Genomic DNA, 22,608 nt, shown 5'->3' on the forward strand with positions numbered 1-22,608 from the left:
CGTACCTATGCTGATCTAGAAAAAGCGATCGTTCAAGCCTTTAGTCAGATTACATTGCGAGACATCCATCACTGGTTTACCCATTGTTGCTATTGCGATACCCCTTTTAAAGAGCCTACCTAGTCATCCATGCTGTACCTCGTTCAACTGAAATCCGCTATAGTAGCTGGCATAGCTATTGATATTTGAATAGGTTACTGTTTCTATTATACGCTATTTAGATGCTGAACAGCTTAGTATTGATTATCGCGCGGGTGCGGGTAAAAACACCGGAGCAATTGTCGGCAAAAGGGGGGATATTGCCACGTCGGGATTGTGTACGGTGGTTTACCAGGATAGTTGTCCGGTGGTGGTAGGACAAACCCGAGGAGATAATCGCATTCGTCAGGATATAGCGGTGGCTTTGGGGATAAAAACGGCTTTAGCTGTGCCAATTAGGGTTAATAATCAGTTATTTGGTGCAGTAATGCTTTTAAACCGTCTCGATGGTCAGGAATTGACCGATCGAGATAGTTTGTTAGTGGAGGAATATCTGAACTCGCTACTCAGAAATGAGGGATAAAAGCGGTTGGGTAATCCAGTTGAATGCTACGGCGATTTGATGGTTAAGGGTGGGCAGACGGTAGAGATAGACTAAGCGACGGGTAAGATGGGCAAGGGGACCGGCTAATTCTAGTCCTAAACCGCTAATGGTAGCTTCATCGACTCCGAGGGTCAACATTTCGCCTAAAGGTTGATAACGGAAGGGTAAAGCCGGTTTATCGTGGAAACTCGCCCAAATATTCCAAGCGCAGTAGTCGGACTGTTGAAGGGCCACTTGGGCCGTGGCAGCGTATGGTTTATCCTCTTGATCGCGACCATCGGCCGCATCGCCAATCGCGTAGATGCTGGGGTTTTCGACAGTTTGTAAATATTGATTAACTTTTAGTAATTTGCGCTCATTATGTGCTATGGGCAAATTAGCGAGCAGTGGGGAGGCGATCGGACTAACGGTCCAGAGAATTAGATCAACGGGGATATTGTCGATCTGTCCCTTGTAGTCAAGGGAGAGGCGATCCGCTTGGATATCGGCGACGGTGGTTTCGAGGTCTAACCAAACTAGACGTTTTTCTAGGGCTTTTTTGGCGGTGTCGCGGTTAAATTGGGTTGAAGGGCCAAGTATATCGCTATTTCTTTCGATCAGACGAATTCTTCCCCTTTCTCCGAGACGATCAGCCAGCTTACAGGCTAATTCTACGCCGCTATAACCGCCCCCGATAATGGCGACCCGAATTTTATCGCGATCGGATTGTTCTAGGGTTTTGAGTCGATCCCGAAGACGATAGGCATCCTCGAGACTACGAAAGGGGATAGCGTGGGTTCTGGCCCCGGGTAGGAAGTCAAGGGAAGATTGACCACCGAGGGCGATCACGAGGCGGTCATAGCATATATCGTTTTGATTGTCAAGGGTTATTTTATGATTATTAACATCGATCGCCGTGACGGTTCCCTGTTGGAAGTCAACGGGGGTATTAGCGAGCAATTCGCTGAAAGGGGGAGCTATTTCCCAGGATTGCAGTTCTGAGGTGACTAATTCGTAGAGAAGGGGAGAAAATAAAAAGCGATCGCTTTTATCAATTAAGGTAATGTGGGGAGGGTGTTGATCTTGCCAAGGCAATTGACTCAAACGTAAAGCAGTATAGAGTCCACCAAAACCACCACCGAGAATACAAATTTTTGGGTTTGAGTCAGTCATAAGTAGTCGTGCAAAATAAATTTCCTAGTGAAGATAGGCAAGAGGCAATAGGCAAGAGGCAAAAGCTTTATCGAAATGTGTAATTAATTTTGCTTAGGTACTTATCGATCGCTGAGGGTTTTGTTTCTTATTTTGACACTCCCTGCCGTAAAATGGACGGGGAAACTTAAACCCAAATTTTCGGTAAACCAGGAAAGAAAAATAGTTTTTATTTATCTACCCAGCCAAATCGCCAGCAAAGCCATAATTGTAGCCAGAAAAAGGATATGATTCATCCAATCGTCGAAAGACCAATTTTTAAACATAATTTAGTTCCTTAAAATCGAGGCTTACTGCTCAACAGCTTACCTTAATTTCTAATAGAAGTGCTATCGGGGGCAGCCGGTTGACCCAGGCAATATATTAAGATCAGTTAAGGGCAGTAAAGGGATCGTTAAATCAATCATAAATTGTTATAGTCCATTTCCTCCAGAGCCTAGCATAGAGGGGAAGCCTCCTTAATCCCTAGGTAATTGTATGAATGGACTACAACAACAGATTATTAGTCTTGATCGGAAAGTCGATCATCTACAGGATATTGTCGAAAGCCTCAGCCAGCAAATTGCTATCCTAGCTGGGGATAAATCAAGTCGTTCTCCGCGAGAATCCTTGGAAATGGTCGGGTTTTCCGAGTTATCCGATAATAGCCTCTACGATCATAAAGATATTCTCCGAGATCACGGTGGCAAACAGGCCCCGGCTGTCAGTGGAGAAAATTCTTTTGCCGATGAAATCCAAATTCGCCGATTGACGGCACAATTGACGGCGGCTTACAATCGCATTGCAGCTCTCGAAGAACAATTACTCAGCTATCGCATCCATTCCTAGTTAATTTCTGCCTAGAGGATTGGTTAAACCGGGTAAGGTAGGATTAGTGGGCAAATTGGGCAAAGGATTGCTATTTTCTATTGTGGGATTGTTAGCTTCCCCCGATAGAGTCGCTAAAGCCACGCGATCGCCACCCACCTGTCGCAGTAGATCTAAAACCCCAACCACTTCGTTATAACTGGCATTTCTGGAGGCATTCAGTACCATCAGTCCATTGGGACTATATTGATGATAATTCTTGATTGCCTCGAATAACTGGAGGCGAGTCACCATCTGTTTTTCGACGTAGAGTTGTCCGAAATCATCGAGACTAACCACCAACATTTCCCGCATCGGGGTGGTAGCGGTACTAGCTTTCGGTAAATCAAGACTGATAGCCTGTTGGCGAGATAATCCCACTGCACCGAGAATAAAGAAGGTGAGAATACAGAAAATTACATCGATCAGGGGAATGATATTAACCTGCACATCCTCTTGAATGCGGTGTTGATCATGCCATAATTTGAGCGGACGGGCTGTGATATGGCTACTTTTTGACTTTTTGTGGTTAAGAGATTTAGTTTCGGCCATGGGTTATAAGGGGGAGACTTAGCGATCGAGGGGTTTTTCTAGGTTAGCACTGAGGGAGTATTGTTGGTCTTCTCCATCTAGCCAACGTTGACGGTAGATAATTTCTAAATCACTGCCAGCCTTGCGAAAAATTCTAGCTTGATTGAACCAGAGTCCCTGAAAAATGCGATAGAAAGCGAGGCTAAAGATAGCGACAATTAAGCCGGTAGCGGTGGAAATTAAAGCTTCACTAATACCTAAAGTTACTCCGGCTGTGGAGGAAGTTCCCAGGTCACTCAGTTGAATATTAGCCAAAGAGGTAATTAAACCGAGTACCGTTCCTAATAATCCTAGCAGGGGAGAAAGGGCGATGACTGCCTCAAGGATTTTATCGCCCCGTTTCATTAGAGATAATTGTTCATCGGCAGCTGACTCGAGGGCAAAGTGAAAAACCTCTGGATCTGGATTTTCTAAGCGCAGGGGAGCATAAAGATAGCTACCGATGGGGTGATTGCGGGAATCCCTAGCGACTTTTGCGGCCAAATCCCAGTTACGGATGGCGGATTCCATAATGCGATTTAAAATCTGGCCCTCACTAAGGAGGGTGCGACTCCAAAACCAAATTCGTTCGATAATAGTGCTAAGAGCTAAAATAGACAGAAAAAGCAGCGGCCACATAGCCACTCCGCCTTTTTGGATTAAATCAGTTATACTCACGAGTTGTTTTGTCCCTCCAATACCGGGCGATCGGGTAATGATTATAGTTTAAGATTTAAGTCGATCAATTGAGATTTGACATTTATAGTTCTTACGCTGACTCAGAATACAGGATGAGATGGGGCTTTTCAAGGGGCCAGGAGATCTAAAAAGGCAAGAGTAAAATTAATATTAACGATTTCAGTAAACCTCTGGCATAATCAATTTTTAGTGGTTCAAAAACGTCAAAAATAAGGATTAAGTGGCATAAAATATGTAAATAGAGCATTTAATTGATTATTATTCATTCTTAGTTCTCCGGACGACCGACTACTGGCCACTGACTCCTAATCAACCTCGACAATTTTTGATTTTTACCAGAGGTCTAGTGATTGGCCCGACTCTATTTGAACCTAATTCTCGCTGGAGAAGTCAAAATCTTGGGTCTCTAGATATCGATTAGCCAATGACTATGAAAATCCTCGTCCCTAGGGCTTGAAAAACTTGTAGGGCTTCTATTTTCGGGTTAATCAAGGAAAATTCCCTCAACAGCACTTTGCTTAAACTATAGCGTTTTTCAGTCTGCTGAGGTACAAAAGTTATGGGTTTTAGGCAAGAGGCAAAAGGGAAGAAAAATAGATGTACCTCACTAGCTTAGGAAACGCTATATATTGGGACTAAGTGTATTAGAGTATATGTACTTGAGTTTATACTCTTTTGGGCTTAATCGAGTCCTCCTTAAGACTTGGTAGATTATTTTAACGCAAGTCCATGTTGTGGTTGATGTTAGGCTTTTGCTGCCGAAAAACTTTGCTGAGATTTTCCCCGATAATGCTGGGAATATTCAACTATTAAACTGGCGATCAATCCTGCATTCCTAAAACTGTAAATTTGACAAAAACTGGTCACTGACTACTGTTTTGAATTAAGCCACCAAGAGGAAATCGTTGGCTGTTAGGCTAGGATTTCCAGTTAAAACCGCAAAATTAGCACCGGTTCCCAAACCCGCTGCGCCACCATTTTGGTTATAGAATAGATGACCAGTGCCACTGCTATAAACAATAAAAGCATTACTAGCGGCAACTAAACTATTATTAGCAACGACGGCGAAATTACTAGGCTGATTAAAACCGTTACCAACCCCACTGGTTAAAGCGGCAAAAGTAGTTTTAGTCAAGACAATTTTATCTTGATTAACCACGAAATCGCTGATCGTATCTACCCCAAAATCGCTGGCAACAAAAGCACGGATAGACTGGAATTCAAATCTGTCCACTCCCGCTGCACCGGTGAGAGTATCGTTACCCGCATTACCCGCGAGAGTGTCATTTCCTAAACCACCATTGAGGATATTATTGGCACTATTACCCGTGATGCGATTATTGCCTGCGTTACCAGTGCCGTTAATCGGATTAGTGCCAGTCAGTTGTAGGTTTTCTAACCCATTTGTGAGGACGGTGCTGACATCGCTTTTGAGAGTATCGGTGATGGTGATCGTCGCCATAGCCCGGGCGATTGTGGCGTTGACTGGGTTGGACAGGGTAACGGTAAAGGTTTCGTCCGCTTCGTTGAGGGTATCGTTAGCGATCGGGACGCGAATAAAAGCGGTGGTTGTATTGGCTGGAATCGTCAAAATTCCCGAGGACGCGGTGTAATCTGCGGCCGCGATCGCTGTGCCGTTGGCGGTGGTGTAGTTGACGCGGATCGGTTCACCGAACCGGCCGTTAAGACGGACGGGGATAAATGCGTTCGCTTCCAATCCCTCCACGAAGATGAGGTTATCGATCGTCAGGGTCGGTAGATCGTCGTTGGCGATCATCCCCGTGACGGCTTCCGTCGTGCCGCGGGTGTAATCGGTTCCTGGAGCGATCGCGAGAGAGACGGTTTCATTGGGTTCGATGAGCGCGTCGCCGACGGGATCGATGGTGATGATCGCCGTACTTGCGCCCGCGTTAAAGCGTACCGTTCCCCCAGTCGCGGTAAAAGTGAGCGCCCCAGTTTGGGTGTAGTCGGTGGTCAAGGTTGCGGTTCCCGTGACGTTGAAGTTGACTGTGAGGGTATTGGTGAGCGGGCCGCGACGGGTGAAGGTGTACAGGAGGTTCGGCGTACCGTTCTCGGTGACGGTAGCCGGGGAAACGGTTAGGGTGATGTCCGACAGGTTCGGTAAACGACCGATCACGGTGTCGCCGTTGAGATCCATCTCGAAATCCAGCTCTAGTTGTAGCGCGGTCGGGGAGGTGCGGGCGATCGCCTCCTCGCTCTCGACAAATTGCCAGTCCGCGTCCATCGTCCAAAGTTCGAGCGCGTTCGTCGTCGTGTTTCGCCAGACGATCTGATTAATTCCGTAGAGCGTTTCCGCGCCGAGAATCTGTCGTCCAGGATTCGAGGTTTCCGTCAGGGGTGTACCGTTAATCGCCCCGATCGCCGTATCTCCTAAGCTCGTTCGGGCGTAGAGTCGGTTCAGGGTATCCCGGACGATCGCGACCGATCCCGCCGCTTCAAGGTTGGTGAAGGTCATACCGATCCGGCCGTCTCCGTTGGCATCAAACTGGAATTTTTTCTCTAGATTGTACGCATCTAGGGTATTTAATCCGTTTGTACTATCCCCGCCGAGCCAACGCCAATTCGTATCGGTGTACCAAACCTGAAGATAGTTATTGCGGGTATTTTTCCATAAAATCTGGTTGAGTCCGTCGATCCGCTCGACCGCGAGTGCTTGCCAATCGGGATATTGACCGATCCGGAGCGGCGTATCCTCTAGGCTATAAAGCGGTAGGGTTTCTTCGCTCGATCGCGCGTAGAGACGATTGGCCGAGTCGCGGACGAGGGTGATATTACTGCCGAGACTCGCAGGTTCGATCACCGTGTAAACATCGTTATCAGTGAGGGTGATAACCGCGCCGCTCGTGGCTCCGAGGGTGTAGCCAGTTCCCTCGGCGATCTGTAAAAGAACGACTTCGTTCCCCTCGATTGCCGTATCCTCGAGCGGGTTAATCGTGACGGTGGCGGTACTACTTCCCGCAGCGAAAGTAACTTTTCTGGTGAGATTACTGTAATCTACTCCGTTGGTAGCCGACCCAGCAAGGAGATAGTTCACGGTCAGCGCGTTACCTATATTCCCGCTTCGGGTGAGGGTAAAAACGCCCGCGTTGGCCGGTTCGCCCGCGCTGCCATCGCTAACAGCCACGGTGATCGTGGTTACGGGACCGGCAGGAACGAAGACAAAAACCTCGTCGCCTAGACTGATATAGCCTCTGACCCGAGCGATCAGTTCATCGGGTTCCCCCAAAGGTTTAATCAGGTAAATTTCTACTGTGTCGCTACTGAAACGTCGTTGTTGGACGAGATAGTCTGCTCGCGAACCGCGTAGTTGAATCCGATCGCCCTCGGAAAAATCGGCATCTCGGATATCGGCGTAATCCTGATCGCCATCATCGCGCGTGTCACCGTCATCGTAGCCGATCCAGTTCGCGTCACCGAGGATGAACAGATCCGCCCCCGCTCCCCCGTAGAGATCGTCCTGTTCGTTCTGTCCGGGGGTGGCTGCGTTGGGGTTGACCCCGATCAGGCGATCGTTATCATCTTCCCCGTACAGGGTATCCGATCCCCAACCGCCGATGAGAAAATCGTTCCCGTCCTCCCCGAAAAGCAAGTCCTCCCCGCTATTACCGTTGATGGTATCATCGCCGCCGTTGCCGCGGAGACCTTCTGATGTGCTAAAACGAACACTATCGGATCCCCAACCGCCGAGGATAAAATCGTTATCCTCCGTACCGAATAGATTGCAACGCTCGATCGAGATCAGCGTATCGACTTTATTCCCAGTAATGACCGTACCGTTACCTGTCACGGTATCGTAGGTCATGAAAACTGGGCTACCGGAAAAATCGATCGAGTAGGTATCGGTTCCCGCACCGCCATCGACGGTATCGTTTCCATTCGACGAGAACAATCGATCGTCTCCTGCGCCACCGAAGAGGGAATCATTGCCTTCCCCACTGTCAAGATCATCGTTGCCGTCGCCCCCGTCAAGGTTATCGGCTCCATTGCCGCCGAAGAGATCATCGTTTCCCCCGTTGCCGTAGAGGGTATCGTCGTGATTCTCGCCGTAGATGGTATCGGCATCGTTCCCCCCGTAGAGGAGATCTTTATCCTCGCCACCGTAGAGAACATTATTGCCAGGGTCGCCGTAGAGGGTATCGACCCCATCGCCGCCGTATAGCGTGTCTCTTCCCTCGCCCCCGTAGACGAGATCGTTATCGTCATCGCCGTAGAGAATGTCATCGCCGCCGTTACCGACAACGGTATCGTTTCCTTTTCCCCCGCTTACGTTGGGGTCGTTACCACCGCCACCGAGGAGGGAATCGTTATATTCCGTCCCGATGAGAAGGATGCGTTCTACAGAGATTAATAAATCTGTTTGATTCCCGACGATAATCCGCGGGTTTCCCGAAGTGCCGCCGTAGTCCATCGTTATCGCCGTCGGGAGATAGTTATAAGTGGTATCGTAGAGATCGGTTCCTACACCCCCGTTCAGGGTGTCATTGCCGCTACCCCCGACGAGAGTATCATCGCCGCCATCGCCGTTCACGACATCGTTCCCGATCCCACCGAGGAGATAATCGTTATCGGAACCGCCGTTGAGGATATCATCGCCACTATCGCCGGAGAGGGTATCGTTGCCCTGATTGCCAGAGATGGTATCGTTGCCCGCACCACCTTGAATATTGAAGTCGTTACCCGACCCTCCGAAGAGGACATCGTTGAAGGAACTACCGATGAAGTTATCGAATTTCTCGATCGAGTAGAAAAAGTCCCGTTCGCTCCCGACGGTGATCGTCCCGTTACTCGACGTGATCGAGTAGGTCATCACTACCCGCGCCGCGGAGGCGTTGTAGTCGGCGCGGTAAGTATCGATGTCGGTTCCCCCGTAGAGAGAATCGTTTCCCGCGTCTTGGTAGAGAATATCGCCCCCTGCGCCGCCGTCAACGAGATCGTTCCCGTTACCACCGTAGAGTTCATCGTTTCCATCGCCTCCGTAGAGGGAATCGTTTCCCTCGTTGCCGTAGAGTTCGTCATTGTCGTTTCCCCCGTCGAGGTAATCGTTCCCGTTCTTACCGTACACCGAGTCACCGCCACTGTTGGCGAAAACCGTATCGTTGCCTGCGCCCCCGTCGATATTGTTATCGTTGGCGGTTCCGCCGAATAGATAATCGTCGAATGCGGAACCCAGAAAACCGCTAAAACTCTCGATCGAGGTAAAGGCATCTTTTTCTCCCGCCACCTTGATCGTCCCGCTCCCGGTCGCGATACTGTAGGTCATGATGACGTTGCTGATCGCGTTCCGATAATTGCCGACGAAGGTATCGGTTCCCCCCCCACCGTCGATGATGTCGTTCCCCGCCTCGGTAAAGAAGAAATCGGAACCGCCGTCCCCGTACAGGGTATCGTCACCCCCCCCGCCGAAAATCGTGTCGTTTCCGGCTAATCCCTCAATGATATCTGCGCTCGCGGTTCCCTGTAGATTATCGTCATTGTTCGTACCGACGATATCCTGCTTTTCGACCACTAGATCCCGTCCGTCCACCACGATCATCGCGCGATCGTCTTCTTCCCGCCATCGGTTCAGAATTTCGGGCGATAGCTCCTGTCCGAGGACGAAAGCGGCAAAAATCGCTCCCTCGTCCCCTTTTGTATCGATCAGGTTCAAAGAGCGATCAATCGCGTGACCGATTTCTTCGAGAAGAAGGTTCACCAATCCCTCGAAACTTGTCTGGCGATCGGCGATATAAATAGTATCGGTGGCGATCGAGTAAGCTCCGCGCGCGCCTGGTAAGCGATCAACTGGGAGGACTAAGATCGCTGGTAAGTTACTAAAATCTCCTCTTTGCCATTGAATGCGTAGGGTTTCCGCTTTGCTGGTGTCGTACTGATTGCCGAAAATTGCGGTTAAGCGTTGATAATAGGTTTCTGACTTGGCAAATTGAGCAAGAATAGCTTCTAGTCCCAATCCCATCAAGATATTGCCAGAATTAGCCGAGCTGGTCATGGTAAAAACCCCTTTTTGTTTGGCCTCTATTACTTGTTTCGGAGGAGGCTTGATTTTTATGCAGTGGCAAGAAAACTTGTTACATAATTTCCTACTTGTGGGAGAGCCGTAGAGCCGACCGATCCCAAAAAAGCAATTAAGAAGTAACGATTTGATCGAAATTTTTGAATGGGTTAGGGAAGAAAATGCTGGTAATTTTACTCCAGACAAGCCACTCTTAAAATTCTAAGTGACGATTAATATAGATCATCTAATTTTTTTGTAAATTATTGCTACAAATCTCTGAAAAAATGTGACCTTTAACATTAACAAAAATTCCTTGACAATATCTTACAAATATGATACGGGAGCCGCCTTCTGGTAACTAAGGCTAATAGTTTACCGCTATCTAAACGAAAAAAAAGGAGTGAAAATAATCACTCCCACTGATAATCAGAAGAAAAAATGGCTTAAACCTAGAGAGCGTTGGCTCCCGCTACTACTTCTAGCAATTCTTGCGTAATAGCGGCTTGACGCGCCTTGTTGTAGGTACGGCTTAAAGTCCCGATTAACTCGCTGGCGTTCTCGCTGGCGTTGCTCATCGCCGTCATCCGGGCTGCTAATTCACTCGCTGCCGATTCCTGGAGAGCGCGCAGTAATTGGTTATTTAAGTACAAAGGTAGGAGAGAATCGAGGATTTGGACGGGATTCTGCTCAAAAATCATGTCTTGGGGAAAAACCTGCGCCGGTTGGCTGGCCATTTTTTCCCGTTGTACCTTAAATTTTCCTTCTTTAGTCACCAAACGGAAAATCTCGTCATCCTGTACCGCTAAACCTTGAGTAGTTAAGGGTAACAGGGTTTGAATCACCGGAGTGGAACTGATCAGGGAGATAAAACGAGTATAAATTAACTCGACTCGATCGACTGTTTCCGATAAAAATAAGGAAAACAATTCATCCCCAATCGTGCCAGCTTCATCGGCAGTGGGAATCTGTTCGAGGTTAATAAATTTAGCGGCAATGGGAGCATTGCGGCGCTCGAAATACTGTGCCGCTTTCCGGCCAGCAATAACTAATTGATAGTTAATCCCTTGCTCTTTTAATTCATTTATCCGTTGTTCGGCACGACGGATGACGTTAGTATTATAACCGCCACAAAGACCTCGATCGCCTGTGACAACCAACAGAGCGACGGTTTTTACTTCCCGTTGGGCCAGCAGGGGCAAATTAACATCACTAAAGGCTAAACGACCTTGGAGATTATAGAGTACCTGAGCGAGGCCATCGGCAAAAGGACGGGTACAGAGAACTTGTTCTTGGGCGCGTCGCACTTTTGCGGCCGCCACTAGACGCATGGCCTCGGTAATTTTTTTGGTATTTTTGACCGATTGAATTTGGTCGCGAATCGCTTTGAGATTAGGCATAATTCAGTTATCAGTTATCAGTTATCAGTCATCAGTCATCAGTCAAGATTCGGGGTTTAGGAGGGAATGGAGAGGTGGGGAAATAGGGAAATCGGGAAATTTCAACTAATACCCCAAAACCCCAAAACCTCAACACCCCATCCCCTAAAACCTAACCCCCATTACCAACATTCATTTACTGATTACCAAGATTATTTAAAAGCCTGTTTATACTCGTTGATACCATCTTTGAGCAGGCCTTCCGCTTCGTCGTTGAGTTGTTTTTCAGTGCTGACGATCTCAACGTAACGAGGTTTGCTGGTTTTCAGGTATTCCCGTAAACCGGCGCAGAAATCGATAACTTTATCGGTGGCGATATCGTCGAGATAACCGTTTAAACCGGCATAAACCACCGCCACCTGTTCCCAAACGGAGAGGGGGAAGTTTTGGGGCTGTTTGAGGATTTGACGCAGACGTTGACCGCGAGACAGTTGTGCTTGGGTGGCCGCATCAAGGTCAGAAGCGAATTGAGCAAAAGCTTCTAATTCGTCAAACTGGGCTAATTCGAGTTTTAATTTACCGGCAACTTTCTTCATCGCTTTCGTCTGGGCCGCCGAACCCACGCGGGATACGGAAATACCAGCGTTAATAGCAGGACGGAAACCAGCGTTAAAGAGGTCGGTGGAGAGGAAGATCTGACCGTCAGTAATCGAAATTACATTGGTGGGAATGTAGGCAGAAACGTCACCAGCTTGGGTTTCGATAATCGGCAGGGCGGTCATGCTGCCACCACCGAGGGCATCACTGAGTTTAGCGGCACGTTCTAGTAAACGGGAGTGGAGATAGAAAACGTCGCCGGGGTAAGCTTCCCGACCGGGAGGACGACGCATGAGCAGAGATAGCTGACGATAAGCTTGAGCCTGTTTGGTGAGGTCATCGTAGATAACTAGGGTCGCTTTGCCTTTATACATGAAGTATTCGGCGATCGAAGCTCCGGTATAGGGGGCGATATACTGGAGGGTGGCGGGGTCGTTAGCGTTAGCGGCCACCACTACGGTGTAATCCATGGCGCCTCTTTGGGTGAGGGTGTCGATTACTTGGGCGACGGTGGAGGCTTTTTGACCGATGGCGACATAGACACAGATCACGTCTTCGCTTTTCTGGTTAATGATCGTGTCAATGGCGATCGCTGTTTTACCAGTTTTTCTGTCACCGATAATCAACTCCCGTTGGCCACGACCGACGGGAATCATGGCATCGATAGCGGTGATGCCGGTTTGCATCGGTTCACAGACGGATTTGCGAGCGACAATACCGGGGGCGGGGGATTCCACCAGACGGGTTTCGCTGGCGAGGATTTCCCCCTTCCCGTCAATGGGACGACCGAGAGCATCAACCACGCGGCCGACTAAGGCGTCACCCACGGGAACCTGAGCGATTTTACCGGTAGCTTTCACCGTACCGCCTTCTTTAATCCCGAAACCGTCACCCATTAACACCGCGCCGACGTTATCTTCTTCGAGGTTAAGGGCGATGCCGACGGTTCCATCTTCAAATTCTAATAGTTCTCCCGACATGGCTTGTTGTAGGCCGTAGATGCGGGCAGTACCGTCACCCACTTGCAGGACGGTTCCCACGTTGGAGACCTGTACTTCTTGGTTATAGGATTCGATCTGTTGACGAATAATCGTGCTAATTTCGTCGGGTCTGATAGCTACCATAGTTTAATCTGGGAAAAAGTAAAAAATTAGAAGGTGAAAAAACGGCAAAAAAGAGAGATTAGATGACCTTAGCGCAGGGAGAGGCTGAGGCGTTGTAGTTGACCGCGAATGCTGGCATCAAAGACCTGAGAACCGACTTTGATCACCACACCACCGATCAGGCTGGTATCAACTTTGGTTTTCAGTTCGACCACATTCGCCCCGGTTAGGGTTTTCACTTTGTCGATGACGATTTGTTTTTGGCTATCGTTCAATTCGGTGGCCGAGGAAACTTCCGCTAAAACGGTGTTAGTCAGCACTCTAGCCAGGGTGAGATATTGTTGACAAACGGGTTCTAAAAATTGAATCCGACGTTTATCGACCAATAACATCATGAAGTTAGTTAAATAGGGATTGGCGCTGCTCCCCATTACTTGGGAAAGAACGGCTTTTTTAGCTTCTTCTTTGATGACGGGATTGCCGATAAAAGCTCTTAGATCGGGGGCATTTTCCAACAATTCTAAGAGGGATTTAATTTCGCCGCCGATCGCTTCTAATTGTCCGCTGCTTTGGGCGACGGAAAGTAATGCTTGGGCGTAGGGTTCGGCGATTTCTGAACTGATTAAACTTCCCTGCATCTATTTACCTCCTAGGTTGGCCAAACTGCGATCAATTAGGGTTTGTTGTACCGATTCTTCCAGGCCGGTGCTTAACTGGGATTCCACATTAGCTAAGGCTAAAGCGGTAATTCTTTGGCGTAATTCTACTAAAACGCGATCCTGTTCCGCCGAGAGATCTTTAGCGGCACTTTCGCGCATTCTTTGAATATCGAGTTCGGCTTGGGCGGCGATGTCGGCGGTGACAGCTTTAGCTCTAGATCGAGAGTTATCGATAATTTTTTCCGCCTCTTGTTTTGCCAGGGCGAGTTTTTTCTGTTCTTCGGCGAGGGCGGTAGCGGCAATATTTTTCCGGTTTTCAGCTTCGGCTAAAGCTTCAGCAATCTTCGACTGACGTTCTCCGAGGATTTGTCCGAGAACTTTGCGGCCGTAGAAGATGACTAAACCGAGCAGAATCGAGAGGTTAAATAGGTTAGTTCCTAGGATATCGGTGTTGATGCCGAATCCTTCTGCTGCCGCTTCCTTCGCCTCCGTGGCTAATAATAAAACTGTGTCGATGATCATGGTTATTGAGGGCGGGGAGTAGGTTGTTCAGTTATCAGTTATCAGTTATCAGTTATCAGTCTTCTAACTTCTGACGACTGACTTCTATCTTTTTACTGATCACTTTTATTAACCAAGGGCTGGGGTTTAGCGAACGAGTTCGGGGCCGAGGAGTTTTTCGAGAATTTGACGGGAAAGAGAGGCCACTTGTCCTTCTAGAGAACGAAAGGCTTCTTCTTTCTGTTGGGCAATTTCGGCGGCGACGGCTTCCTTACGGGCGATCGCTTCTTTTTGGGCTGCGGCAACTCGTTCGCTGGCTAGTTTTTGGGCCTCGGCCTGCGCTTGGGCGATAATCTCTTGGGATTGTTTACGAGCCGAACTTAATTGCAATTCGTACTCTTGTACCAGTGCTTCGGTTTTGGCTAGTTGTTCTTTGGCTCCGCCTTCAGTTTGCCGAATATACTCCGCCCGTTCATCTAAAACTTTACTGAGGGGTTTATAAAAAACGGCGTTCAGGATCACTGCCAAAAGAATAAACTGTAGTGCCATCACTGGCAGGGTGGCATCGAAATCAAACATTGATTTATTCCTGATAAATAGAAGCTATAGGCAGGTTCAAAAAAGGAAGACGATCCCCCTGATTTAACAATGAACAGTCAGGGGGGATCAGCAAAATTCCCTTAATTAGCTATCAGCCTTCCGTCCCAAAAACTAGATTTTTTAGTTGGCTGCTTCGGCGTTTTTTGAAAGTTTTGAAAACTCGCCCGCCAAGCTGGGGACTGGGGGCTGATAGCCCACTGCTTTTTTAATTAGGCGAAGGGGTTAGCGAACAGTAAAACGAGAGCGATAACCAAACCGTAGATGGTTAAGGATTCCATGAATGCCAAGCTGAGGAGAAGGGTACCACGAATTCTTCCTTCAGCTTCGGGTTGACGGGCGATACCGGAAACAGCTTCTCCAGAAGCGGTACCTTGACCAACGCCGGGGCCGATAGCGGCTAAACCAACGGCGAGGGCGGCGGCGATAACGGAAGCGGCAGCTACTGTGGGGTTCATGGTGATTTTTTCCTCTATTTACTAATCAATTTCAATCTGTTGTTTACAGAGCGCGTTCTCAGCCGTAAAAAATGGCTGGTTTTCTGCTCAAAACTCCCGAAAGAGTTTTTGGGAAATAACGATCCTGGAATTCAGTTGCTCATCCTGAATTCGACCAATAATTTCTTAGTTATTATCCTATTATTTGGACACTTTTCCCTAAGAAATTTTTCTGTTTTCGTCTCTCGCTTTTAAGCGTGTTCTTCTTCGTGTTCCGATTCCAGTGCCTCATGGATATAGGCCCCGGCAAGGGTAGCGAAGACAAGGGCCTGGATAGCGCTGGTAAATAAACCGAGAGCCATCAGGGGGAGGGGTACGACTAGGGGGACGAGGAAGACTAATACGGCTACTACCAACTCGTCCGCGAGGATGTTTCCGAAAAGACGGAAGCTGAGGGAGAGGGGTTTGGTAAAGTCTTCTAAAATTTTGATCGGTAATAGCACGGGAATCGGCTCTAGGTAGTGAGCGAAGTAACCGAGTCCTTTTTTACTGATGCCCGCGTAGAAGTAAGCGAGGGAAGTCAGTAGGGCTAACGCCACCGTGGTATTGATGTCGTTAGTGGGGGCGGCTAATTCTCCTTCGGGCAGTTCGATTAACTTCCAAGGAATCAAGGCCCCTAACCAGTTAGAAACGAAAATAAATAAAAATAGGGTGCCGATGAAGGGCAACCAGGGTCGATATTCCTTTTCTCCTAGCTGGTTTTTGGCTAAATCGCGCAGAAATTCCAGAACGTACTCCATGAGGTTTTGAATACCGCTAGGGACTTTCTGGATTTTGCGGGTAGCGGCGATCGAGGCGATGATTAAGATAGCGAAGACGATCCAGGAGACCGCGATCACTTGCCCGTGAATTTTTAGTCCGCCGATGTGCCAGTACCAGTGTTGTCCCACTTCCAGGGAAGCGAGGCTATAAAAATTAAGCACACTTAAACTGTCTAACATTTCTACCTTAGAGAGATTCGGGTTCGCAAATCAGGGTTATTTTTAACGGTCAAAGGCTTTAGGAATCGGCTTTCTGCTCCAGCTTGAAGATGGTTTGCAGGGTATAGACGATGATCGCCCCTTTATAGGTCAAAAAACCCAAAAAAACCGGCACTATGTGCAGTTCTTGCCAACGACTGGCGATGATGATTAATCCAGCGAATAGGGCTAATCCTTTTTTACCCACCCGATTTTTCGTTACCCCCAATTTTTCCACTTCCCCGGCGAGGAGTTTTAGGTAAACAACTCCCACCATTGCCCCCAATAGGTAATTAAGGGCAGTATTGAGGGAATAAAACAGCCACACGGGGATAAAGATCAGACCGCTTAAAATCAGGGTGGTGATCAATAAAGTGTTTTGTAGTTGATAGTATTCCCGCATCGGATCTGACGGCGGGTTGGTTTCTGGGGTTGGGGGAGATTCGATCGATGGGTCAGACAAGGTACACCTAAATCAGCGATAGAGTAATCTCAATATCTAGATTGCTTTCCGAGCTATGACGCTCAGGTGAGCCACAAGACATATTATCACGGCAGTGGCAACAATTATTAAGCAATTGTAAATTGTGATGATTCCGTCGGTCGTCGGGAGACTCCGAGACTCCGAGACTCCGAGTCGGGAGATAGGGAGATAGGGATTTAGGGGTTTAGGGGTTTGGGGAAATTTCAGCCAAATGCTCCACTTCCCCACTTCCCAATTCATAATTCATAATTCATAATTCCCCACACCCCACTTCCTCATCTCTCCACCCTACCTTTGGCCAGAATTAGTCTCAATCAGGTTTTTTTAAGAGTTTTGCGCCACAGTTTTTACAAAAATTGGCATCTATATCGTGACGGGGTAAACCACAATCTGGACAAGGATAATCAGTTTGAGTGCCAGATTTTAATATTTGTTTAGTCAGAGTGCTAATTTGCAAGGGAATTAACAAAACTCCCGTTAAAATCATTAAAACTGTCACCATTTTGCCCCCATCAGAAAGAGGAGTCACATCCCCAAATCCCACGGTAGTCATAGTCACGACAGCAAAGTAAAAAGCATCAAAAAATGTCCGATAAACTTGGGGATTAATTGGGTGTTCGATCTGATAAATTAAACCCGCATAGACAAAAATAATCGAAAATAGAGTTAGTAATATGCGAATAAATACTATCTGATCGGAAGTTTTAATTTGAAAAATAGAAAGATCGGAACCAAAAAAACGAATCACTCGCAAAATTCTAAACCAGCGAAAAATTCTAAAAAACCTAATATCAAAAAAACCAAAAAATAGAGGCAGGATTGATAATAAATCTAGGATGGAAAAAATGTTAAAAACAAAGCCTAGTTTTGATTCCGCACACCAAAACCGAATTAGATACTCTAGGGAAAATAAGCTTAAAATTCCCCAATCAAGCTGACGTAACCACATTTGCCAAGTGGCGGATAAGGGATAGGTTTGAGCCACATAAATCCCCAACGAGAGTAAAATTAATGCTAAGATAAGCAGATTTACCGTCAGTCCGATCGCCGTGGTGACATCCTCTAAATAAAAAGCTATCTTGGCACGAAAAGAGAGCATAAATTCGGCTATCAGTAAACAGTAACCAGTAATCAGTGAACTGAAAACTCACATCTGATAACTGATCACTGATAACTGATAACTGATAACTGATTAAGGTAATTCCACCGAAGTTGGTTTAGCAATATGAGGCAAACCCCAACCCAATTTTTCCCGGAGTATGCGGAAGAATTCCGTCGATTGCAGACGAATAAAATGAGCTTGGTGGGGCGATTTCTGCACATTAATTCGATCTTCTGGCAAGATATAAGAACCGCCATTACCGTCCACCACCATCACCATCCTGTTAGCAGTTGCTGGGAAAATATTCACCGTTTCCTTGTCAGAAAATACCAAGGATCTCGAAGCTAAAGAATGGGGACAAATGGGAGCTAATTGTAATACTGGCACATCGGGAGTTATTACCGGACCACCGGCGCTGAGAGCATAGGCAGTAGAACCAGTAGGAGTGGAGAGAATCACCCCATCGGCAGCGATATCGACGGGTGCGTGTTCACCAATTTGAATCTCAAAATGACACATACTGGTGAGGGGTTCCCGGTGGACGACCACCTCATTGAGAGAAAGTGCCTCCCAGAGGAGGGTATCTTCGCGAAACAGTCGTACCGTGATCATCGAGCGATTTTCGATGGTGTATTTCCCCTCTAAAACCAGTTCTAAGGCAGGTTCAAGCTGATTTAGGTAAATTTCGGTCAAAAAGCCCATGTGTCCCGTATTGACCGTTAACAGGGGCAAATTGAGGGTGGCCAACTGCCGGGCTGCCGATAGGACTGTACCATCGCCCCCCAACACGATCGCAAAACTTAAATCTTGCTCGAAGTGGGGGGGGACTAACTGATCGATCGGGGTAAAACAAACCGGACGAGAGGGTTTAGAATGGCCTAGTAGGCCACCGCTGCCGGTAGCCATAAACACCTGCCAACCTAAAGAAAGTAGCTGATCTTGTATCTGATGGGCTGTTTTACAAGCGATAGGCTTAATATCGTTGTAAATAATGCCGATTTTGGGCATTGACAAATTTTCCTACTGCTGAATCACGCTTTCTTTTTGAAAGGAGTTTTCTTCTTCTTCTGAGCTTTTTGTTTCTCGAAGTCGATTTCCTTGAGCTTCTTGAGAATGCGGCTAAAGTATTCTTGTAAATAGGATTCTAAAGTAGTTGTTTGACTCGGATCAAGGCCAAATACTTGATAAACTTCTGCCATGGGAGCATCAAGAGCTTGACCACTAGCGAGAACCTCCGCAAAAGCTAGTCGGTCAGATATATTATAAGTCCACTGGAAACAACGGCTTATTCCCCGCATAAAACGCAGTAATCCCATGGGTAAACGCCAAATTTTCCCCTCTTTACCCGATAAGCGTTCGCAAACTTCGATAATTTCTTCAGCTTTCCAAGCTTTGCTGCCGACCACAGGATAGGATTGACCGACGGTTTCGGGGACTTCTAGGGCGCGAACGGCGAATTTAGCGATATCTTGGGTGTCCATGTAGGCGATCGCCGTACTTTCCCCCGTGATCCAGACGGTTTGATTATCTAACATCGGGATGGCGTATTGACCGATTAAACCCTGCATAAAGCCACAGGGACGGAGAATTGTATATTTTAAACCCGATTCTGCTAGAAATTTCTCGGTACAGCGTTTTATCTCCATCAAAGGCACGTTGGGATATTTTTCGGCATTGAGAATCGAGAAGAAAATAAAGCGATCTACTCCGGCGGTTTTGGCTGCTTGAATCAGATTAACTTTACCATCCCAATCCACCTGTTTAATGCTGGCCGAGTCCGTCGCTCGGGCCGTAGCGGCATCGATCACCGCGTCCATTCCCTCTAAAGCAGGAATAATGGTACTTTTATCCCGCAGGGTTCCCCCGACCAATTCCGCGCCCCATTCCTTCAAAAAAGCCGCTTTTCTCTGACTGCGTACCAAACAACGCACTTGATGTCCCTGATCGATGGCATGACGCACGATCTGTCGCCCTAGGGTTCCCGTCGCACCGACAACTAATACTTTCATCTATAATTAATTTTTTGTTACATTTGTTAACACTTCTCTAAGATAGTATCAAAAAAGTGGATCATTCTGGATAGAAAAATTCTAAGATTCCCCGATCCCCGTCCAGTTCTACCATTGTTCCCACCGGTAAAGCGGCATTATCGCCATCATGACCGAAAGGTAACTCGGCAATAACCGCAATGCCTAAATCGCCCAAACGCTCTTTTAAGACTTCCTCTACGGTTTGACTATCACTGCCGGGGGCTGCCAAACAACGGCTAAAACGACCGAGGGCAATGGCTTTAATTTGGGAGAAAATGCCCAGCATTCGCCACTGAGTTAACATTCGATCAATCCGGTAGGGGGCTTCGGTTACGTCCTCTAGGGCTAAAATTACTCCCTCTAGGGTGGGTTGAACCGAGGTTCCGAGGAGATGGGTGGCTACGGTTAAATTAGCTGGTAATAAGCGTCCCCGCACTTTGCCCCCACCCCAACCTTGACCGACAAGAGGGGCTAAAGGACGACCTTCCAGAAGAGAAAAGAGGCGATCGATTGATTGGGGACTTTCCTGGGCTAAGGTGGTTAAAACTGGCCCGTGAACGCTACAAATGCCCTGTTTCGCTAAACTCCATAAAATCCCCGTCACGTCGGAAAAACCGATTAACCATTTCGGGTTAGTTTTTGCCCATGTCCAATTTTCTAAGAGGCGAGCGCTACCGTAACCCCCCCTAGCGCAGAGAATTGCTTGACAATCGGCATCTTGCCATGCTTGGGCTAAAGCTTGACGACGTTGCTCGTCGCTACCAGCGAGATAACCGAGACGATTCGACCAATTCTCGCTAAATTCCACTTGATAACCCCTCGATCGCCAGATTTCTACGCCTTTTTCTAGGGCGGCTAATTCCTTGACGGCTCCACTGGTGGCCACCAGAGAAACTTTAGCACCGGGTTGCAGAAACGATGGGATGATCATAGGTTAGTTCTCTTTTGTTGGCGGATTAAGCGGAAATTACAGGTAATTTTGTGACAGCATGAAAACTGACAGCATATTCTATCGAATGTTTCTCGATTTTCCCGATTCGTTCTTTGAATTAATCGAACGACCCGATACTATCGTGAGCAATTATCGATTTACTTCCCAAGAAGTCAAACAACTAGCTTTTCGATTGGATGGTTTATTTTTGCCGCTCGATAATCTGGAAAATTTGCCCTTTTATCTGGTAGAAGTGCAGTTTCAAAAGGATGAAGACCTATATTATCGATTATTTTCAGAACTTTTCCTGTATCTTAGACAGTATAAACCTTTGTCACCGTGGCAGATAGTTGTTATTTATCCTAGTCGAGAAATTGAGCGAGAACATCCCCAGCAATTTGAAGACTTGTTATCCTTGTCAAGGATTAAAAGAATCTATCTGGATGAATTGGCAAATGACGAGACTCCTTCCTTAGCGATCGCTATGGTCAAATTGGTTACGGAAAGCGAGAGTCAAGCTGTTAATTCTGCTAAGATTTTAATTAAACAGGCTCAAAGAGAACTAAGCGATCGCTTAGTACAGAAAAATGTCATTGATTTAATCGAAACGATAATCATTTATAAGTTACCCCAAAAAAGTCGAGAGGAAATTGAAGCTATGTTAGAACTACAAGACCTAAAACAAACTCGTTTCTATCAAGAAGCTTTTGGAGATGGAATTGAACAGGGAATTGAACAGGGAATTGAACAGGGAATTGAACAGGGAATTGAACAGGGAATTGAACAGGGAATAAACTTGCAAAAATTGAAAACAATTTCTCTACTGCAAGACCTCGGTTTAACCCCGCAACAAATCTCGGAACGATTAGACTTAACTCTGGACACAGTGCTTAACTATTTGGCACAACAGCAACAATAATTAAACCTGTTTTAACAGTCTAGAAAAACAGCAATTTCTAAGTAGTTGGCAAATTAATAGTAGTAAATCAGTGACCTTTAAGCTATCAGCGATGACATGAAAACTGACAGCATATTCTATCGAATGTTTCTCGATTTTCCCGATTCGTTCTTTGAATTAATCGAACGACCCGATGCTATCGTAAGCAATTATCGATTTACTTCCCAAGAAGTCAAACAACTAGCTTTTCGATTGGATGGTTTATTTTTGCCGCTCGATAATCTGGAAAATTTGCCTTTTTATCTGGTAGAAGTGCAATTTCAAAAGGATGAAGACCTATATTATCGATTATTTTCGGAACTTTTCTTGTATCTTAGACAGTATAAACCTTTGTCACCCTGGCAGATAGTTGTTATTTATCCTAGCCGAGAAATTGAGCGAGAACATCCCCAGCAATTTGCAGATTTTTTATCCCTAGCAAGGGTTAAAAGAATCTATCTGGATGAATTGGCCAATGATGAGACTCCTTCCTTAGCGATCGCGATGATCAAATTGGTCACGGAAAGTGAGAGTCAAGCTGTTAATTCTGCTAAGATTTTAATTAAACAGGCTCAAAGAGAACTCAGCGATCGCTTAGTACAGAAAAATGTCATTGATTTAATCGAAACGATAATCATTTATAAGTTACCCCAAAAAAGTCGAGAGGAAATTGAAGCTATGTTGGAACTACAAGACCTAAAACAAACTCGTTTCTATCAAGAAGCTTTTGGAGATGGAATTGAACAGGGAATTGAACAGGGAATTGAACAGGGAATTGAACAGGGAATTGAACGGGGAATAAACTTGCAAAAATTGAAAACAATTTCTCTACTGCAAGACCTCGGTTTAACCCCGCAACAAATCTCGGAACGCTTAGACTTGAATCTGGAAACAGTGCTTAACTATTTGGCACAACAGCAACAATGATCAATC

The 22,608-nt window shown here is 46.8% G+C and carries 19 protein-coding genes and 1 pseudogene; 4 read left to right on the forward strand and 16 right to left on the reverse strand.

The annotated features are described in order from the left end of the window. Positions 1–235: 235 nt before the first annotated feature. A pseudogene (locus tag IM485_RS21670) lies at positions 236–562 on the forward strand (GAF domain-containing protein); the annotation flags it as partial. On the opposite strand, the gene IM485_RS21675 reads toward IM485_RS21670, so the two are convergent. Continuing rightward, the gene (locus IM485_RS21675; protein WP_287745498.1) at positions 542–1,735 is read right to left on the reverse strand and encodes an NAD(P)/FAD-dependent oxidoreductase; all 1,194 of its coding nucleotides are present in this window, start codon (positions 1,733–1,735) and stop codon (positions 542–544) included. The pseudogene IM485_RS21670 and the gene IM485_RS21675 sit on opposite strands and share 21 nt — an antisense overlap. A 516-nt stretch (positions 1,736–2,251) precedes the next feature. On the opposite strand from IM485_RS21675, the gene IM485_RS21680 reads away from it, so the two are divergent. Then, entirely contained in the window at positions 2,252–2,602 is a 351-nt protein-coding gene (locus IM485_RS21680) for a hypothetical protein (RefSeq protein WP_104397605.1), read from the forward strand. Here IM485_RS21680 and IM485_RS21685 read toward each other — a convergent pair whose 3' ends face one another. The 15 genes from IM485_RS21685 to IM485_RS21755 all read right to left on the reverse strand — a co-directional run bounded on the left by IM485_RS21685 (position 2,603) and on the right by IM485_RS21755 (position 20,738). Then, entirely contained in the window at positions 2,603–3,172 is a 570-nt protein-coding gene (locus IM485_RS21685) for an ExbD/TolR family protein (protein ID WP_104397604.1), read from the reverse strand. Positions 3,173–3,190: 18 nt separating this feature from the next. After that, on the reverse strand, positions 3,191–3,829 hold the full coding sequence (locus IM485_RS21690; RefSeq protein WP_002800075.1) for a MotA/TolQ/ExbB proton channel family protein: 639 nt from the start codon (positions 3,827–3,829) through the stop codon (positions 3,191–3,193). Between the two features lie 943 nt (positions 3,830–4,772). Then, the gene (locus tag IM485_RS21695; RefSeq protein ID WP_287745501.1) at positions 4,773–9,896 is read right to left on the reverse strand and encodes a Calx-beta domain-containing protein; all 5,124 of its coding nucleotides are present in this window, start codon (positions 9,894–9,896) and stop codon (positions 4,773–4,775) included. A gap of 455 nt (positions 9,897–10,351) precedes the next feature. Then, on the reverse strand, positions 10,352–11,299 hold the full coding sequence (locus IM485_RS21700; protein ID WP_104397602.1) for a F0F1 ATP synthase subunit gamma: 948 nt from the start codon (positions 11,297–11,299) through the stop codon (positions 10,352–10,354). A 191-nt stretch (positions 11,300–11,490) separates the two neighbouring features. Continuing rightward, positions 11,491–12,999: a F0F1 ATP synthase subunit alpha gene (gene atpA, locus IM485_RS21705; protein ID WP_104397600.1), complete on the reverse strand. Its 1,509-nt coding sequence runs from the start codon at positions 12,997–12,999 to the stop codon at positions 11,491–11,493. A 68-nt stretch (positions 13,000–13,067) separates the two neighbouring features. Then, entirely contained in the window at positions 13,068–13,616 is a 549-nt protein-coding gene (gene atpH / locus IM485_RS21710; RefSeq protein WP_061432322.1) for an ATP synthase F1 subunit delta, read from the reverse strand. Further along, a complete protein-coding gene (locus IM485_RS21715) occupies positions 13,617–14,159 on the reverse strand; it encodes a F0F1 ATP synthase subunit B (RefSeq protein WP_104397599.1) in 543 nt (180 codons plus the stop codon). A gap of 126 nt (positions 14,160–14,285) precedes the next feature. Continuing rightward, positions 14,286–14,717: a F0F1 ATP synthase subunit B' gene (locus IM485_RS21720; protein ID WP_002769600.1), complete on the reverse strand. Its 432-nt coding sequence runs from the start codon at positions 14,715–14,717 to the stop codon at positions 14,286–14,288. 230 nt (positions 14,718–14,947) lie between these two features. Beyond that, positions 14,948–15,193, reverse strand: coding sequence for an ATP synthase F0 subunit C (atpE, locus tag IM485_RS21725; RefSeq protein ID WP_002740068.1), 246 nt, complete (start codon positions 15,191–15,193; stop codon positions 14,948–14,950). A gap of 230 nt (positions 15,194–15,423) precedes the next feature. Next, positions 15,424–16,173, reverse strand: a complete 750-nt coding sequence (gene atpB / locus IM485_RS21730; protein ID WP_002739857.1) for a F0F1 ATP synthase subunit A — start codon at positions 16,171–16,173, stop codon at positions 15,424–15,426. A gap of 58 nt (positions 16,174–16,231) precedes the next feature. Then, positions 16,232–16,594 (reverse strand): ATP synthase subunit I, encoded by a 363-nt coding sequence (locus IM485_RS21735; protein WP_002739749.1) that lies wholly within the window; start codon positions 16,592–16,594, stop codon positions 16,232–16,234. Between the two features lie 391 nt (positions 16,595–16,985). Further along, entirely contained in the window at positions 16,986–17,774 is a 789-nt protein-coding gene (locus IM485_RS21740) for an ion transporter (RefSeq protein ID WP_024969741.1), read from the reverse strand. Between the two features lie 93 nt (positions 17,775–17,867). Next, a complete protein-coding gene (locus tag IM485_RS21745) occupies positions 17,868–18,785 on the reverse strand; it encodes an NAD(+) kinase (RefSeq protein WP_008201585.1) in 918 nt (305 codons plus the stop codon). Between the two features lie 23 nt (positions 18,786–18,808). Then, on the reverse strand, positions 18,809–19,786 hold the full coding sequence (locus IM485_RS21750; protein ID WP_104397597.1) for an SDR family oxidoreductase: 978 nt from the start codon (positions 19,784–19,786) through the stop codon (positions 18,809–18,811). A 61-nt stretch (positions 19,787–19,847) separates the two neighbouring features. Then, the gene (locus IM485_RS21755) at positions 19,848–20,738 is read right to left on the reverse strand and encodes a S66 peptidase family protein (protein WP_287745504.1); all 891 of its coding nucleotides are present in this window, start codon (positions 20,736–20,738) and stop codon (positions 19,848–19,850) included. 58 nt (positions 20,739–20,796) lie between these two features. Here IM485_RS21755 and IM485_RS21760 point away from each other — a divergent pair, with 58 nt between their 5' ends. Together IM485_RS21760 and IM485_RS21765 are read left to right on the forward strand one after the other, a co-directional pair. Next, positions 20,797–21,657, forward strand: a complete 861-nt coding sequence (locus IM485_RS21760; protein ID WP_287745506.1) for an Rpn family recombination-promoting nuclease/putative transposase — start codon at positions 20,797–20,799, stop codon at positions 21,655–21,657. A 96-nt stretch (positions 21,658–21,753) separates the two neighbouring features. Next, complete coding sequence (locus IM485_RS21765; protein WP_287745508.1) at positions 21,754–22,602, forward strand: Rpn family recombination-promoting nuclease/putative transposase; 849 nt, start codon at positions 21,754–21,756, stop codon at positions 22,600–22,602. Positions 22,603–22,608 lie beyond the last annotated feature (6 nt).

Source organism: Microcystis sp. M169S2 (genome assembly GCF_020245865.1).
GTDB classification, from domain to species: domain Bacteria; phylum Cyanobacteriota; class Cyanobacteriia; order Cyanobacteriales; family Microcystaceae; genus Microcystis; species Microcystis ichthyoblabe_A.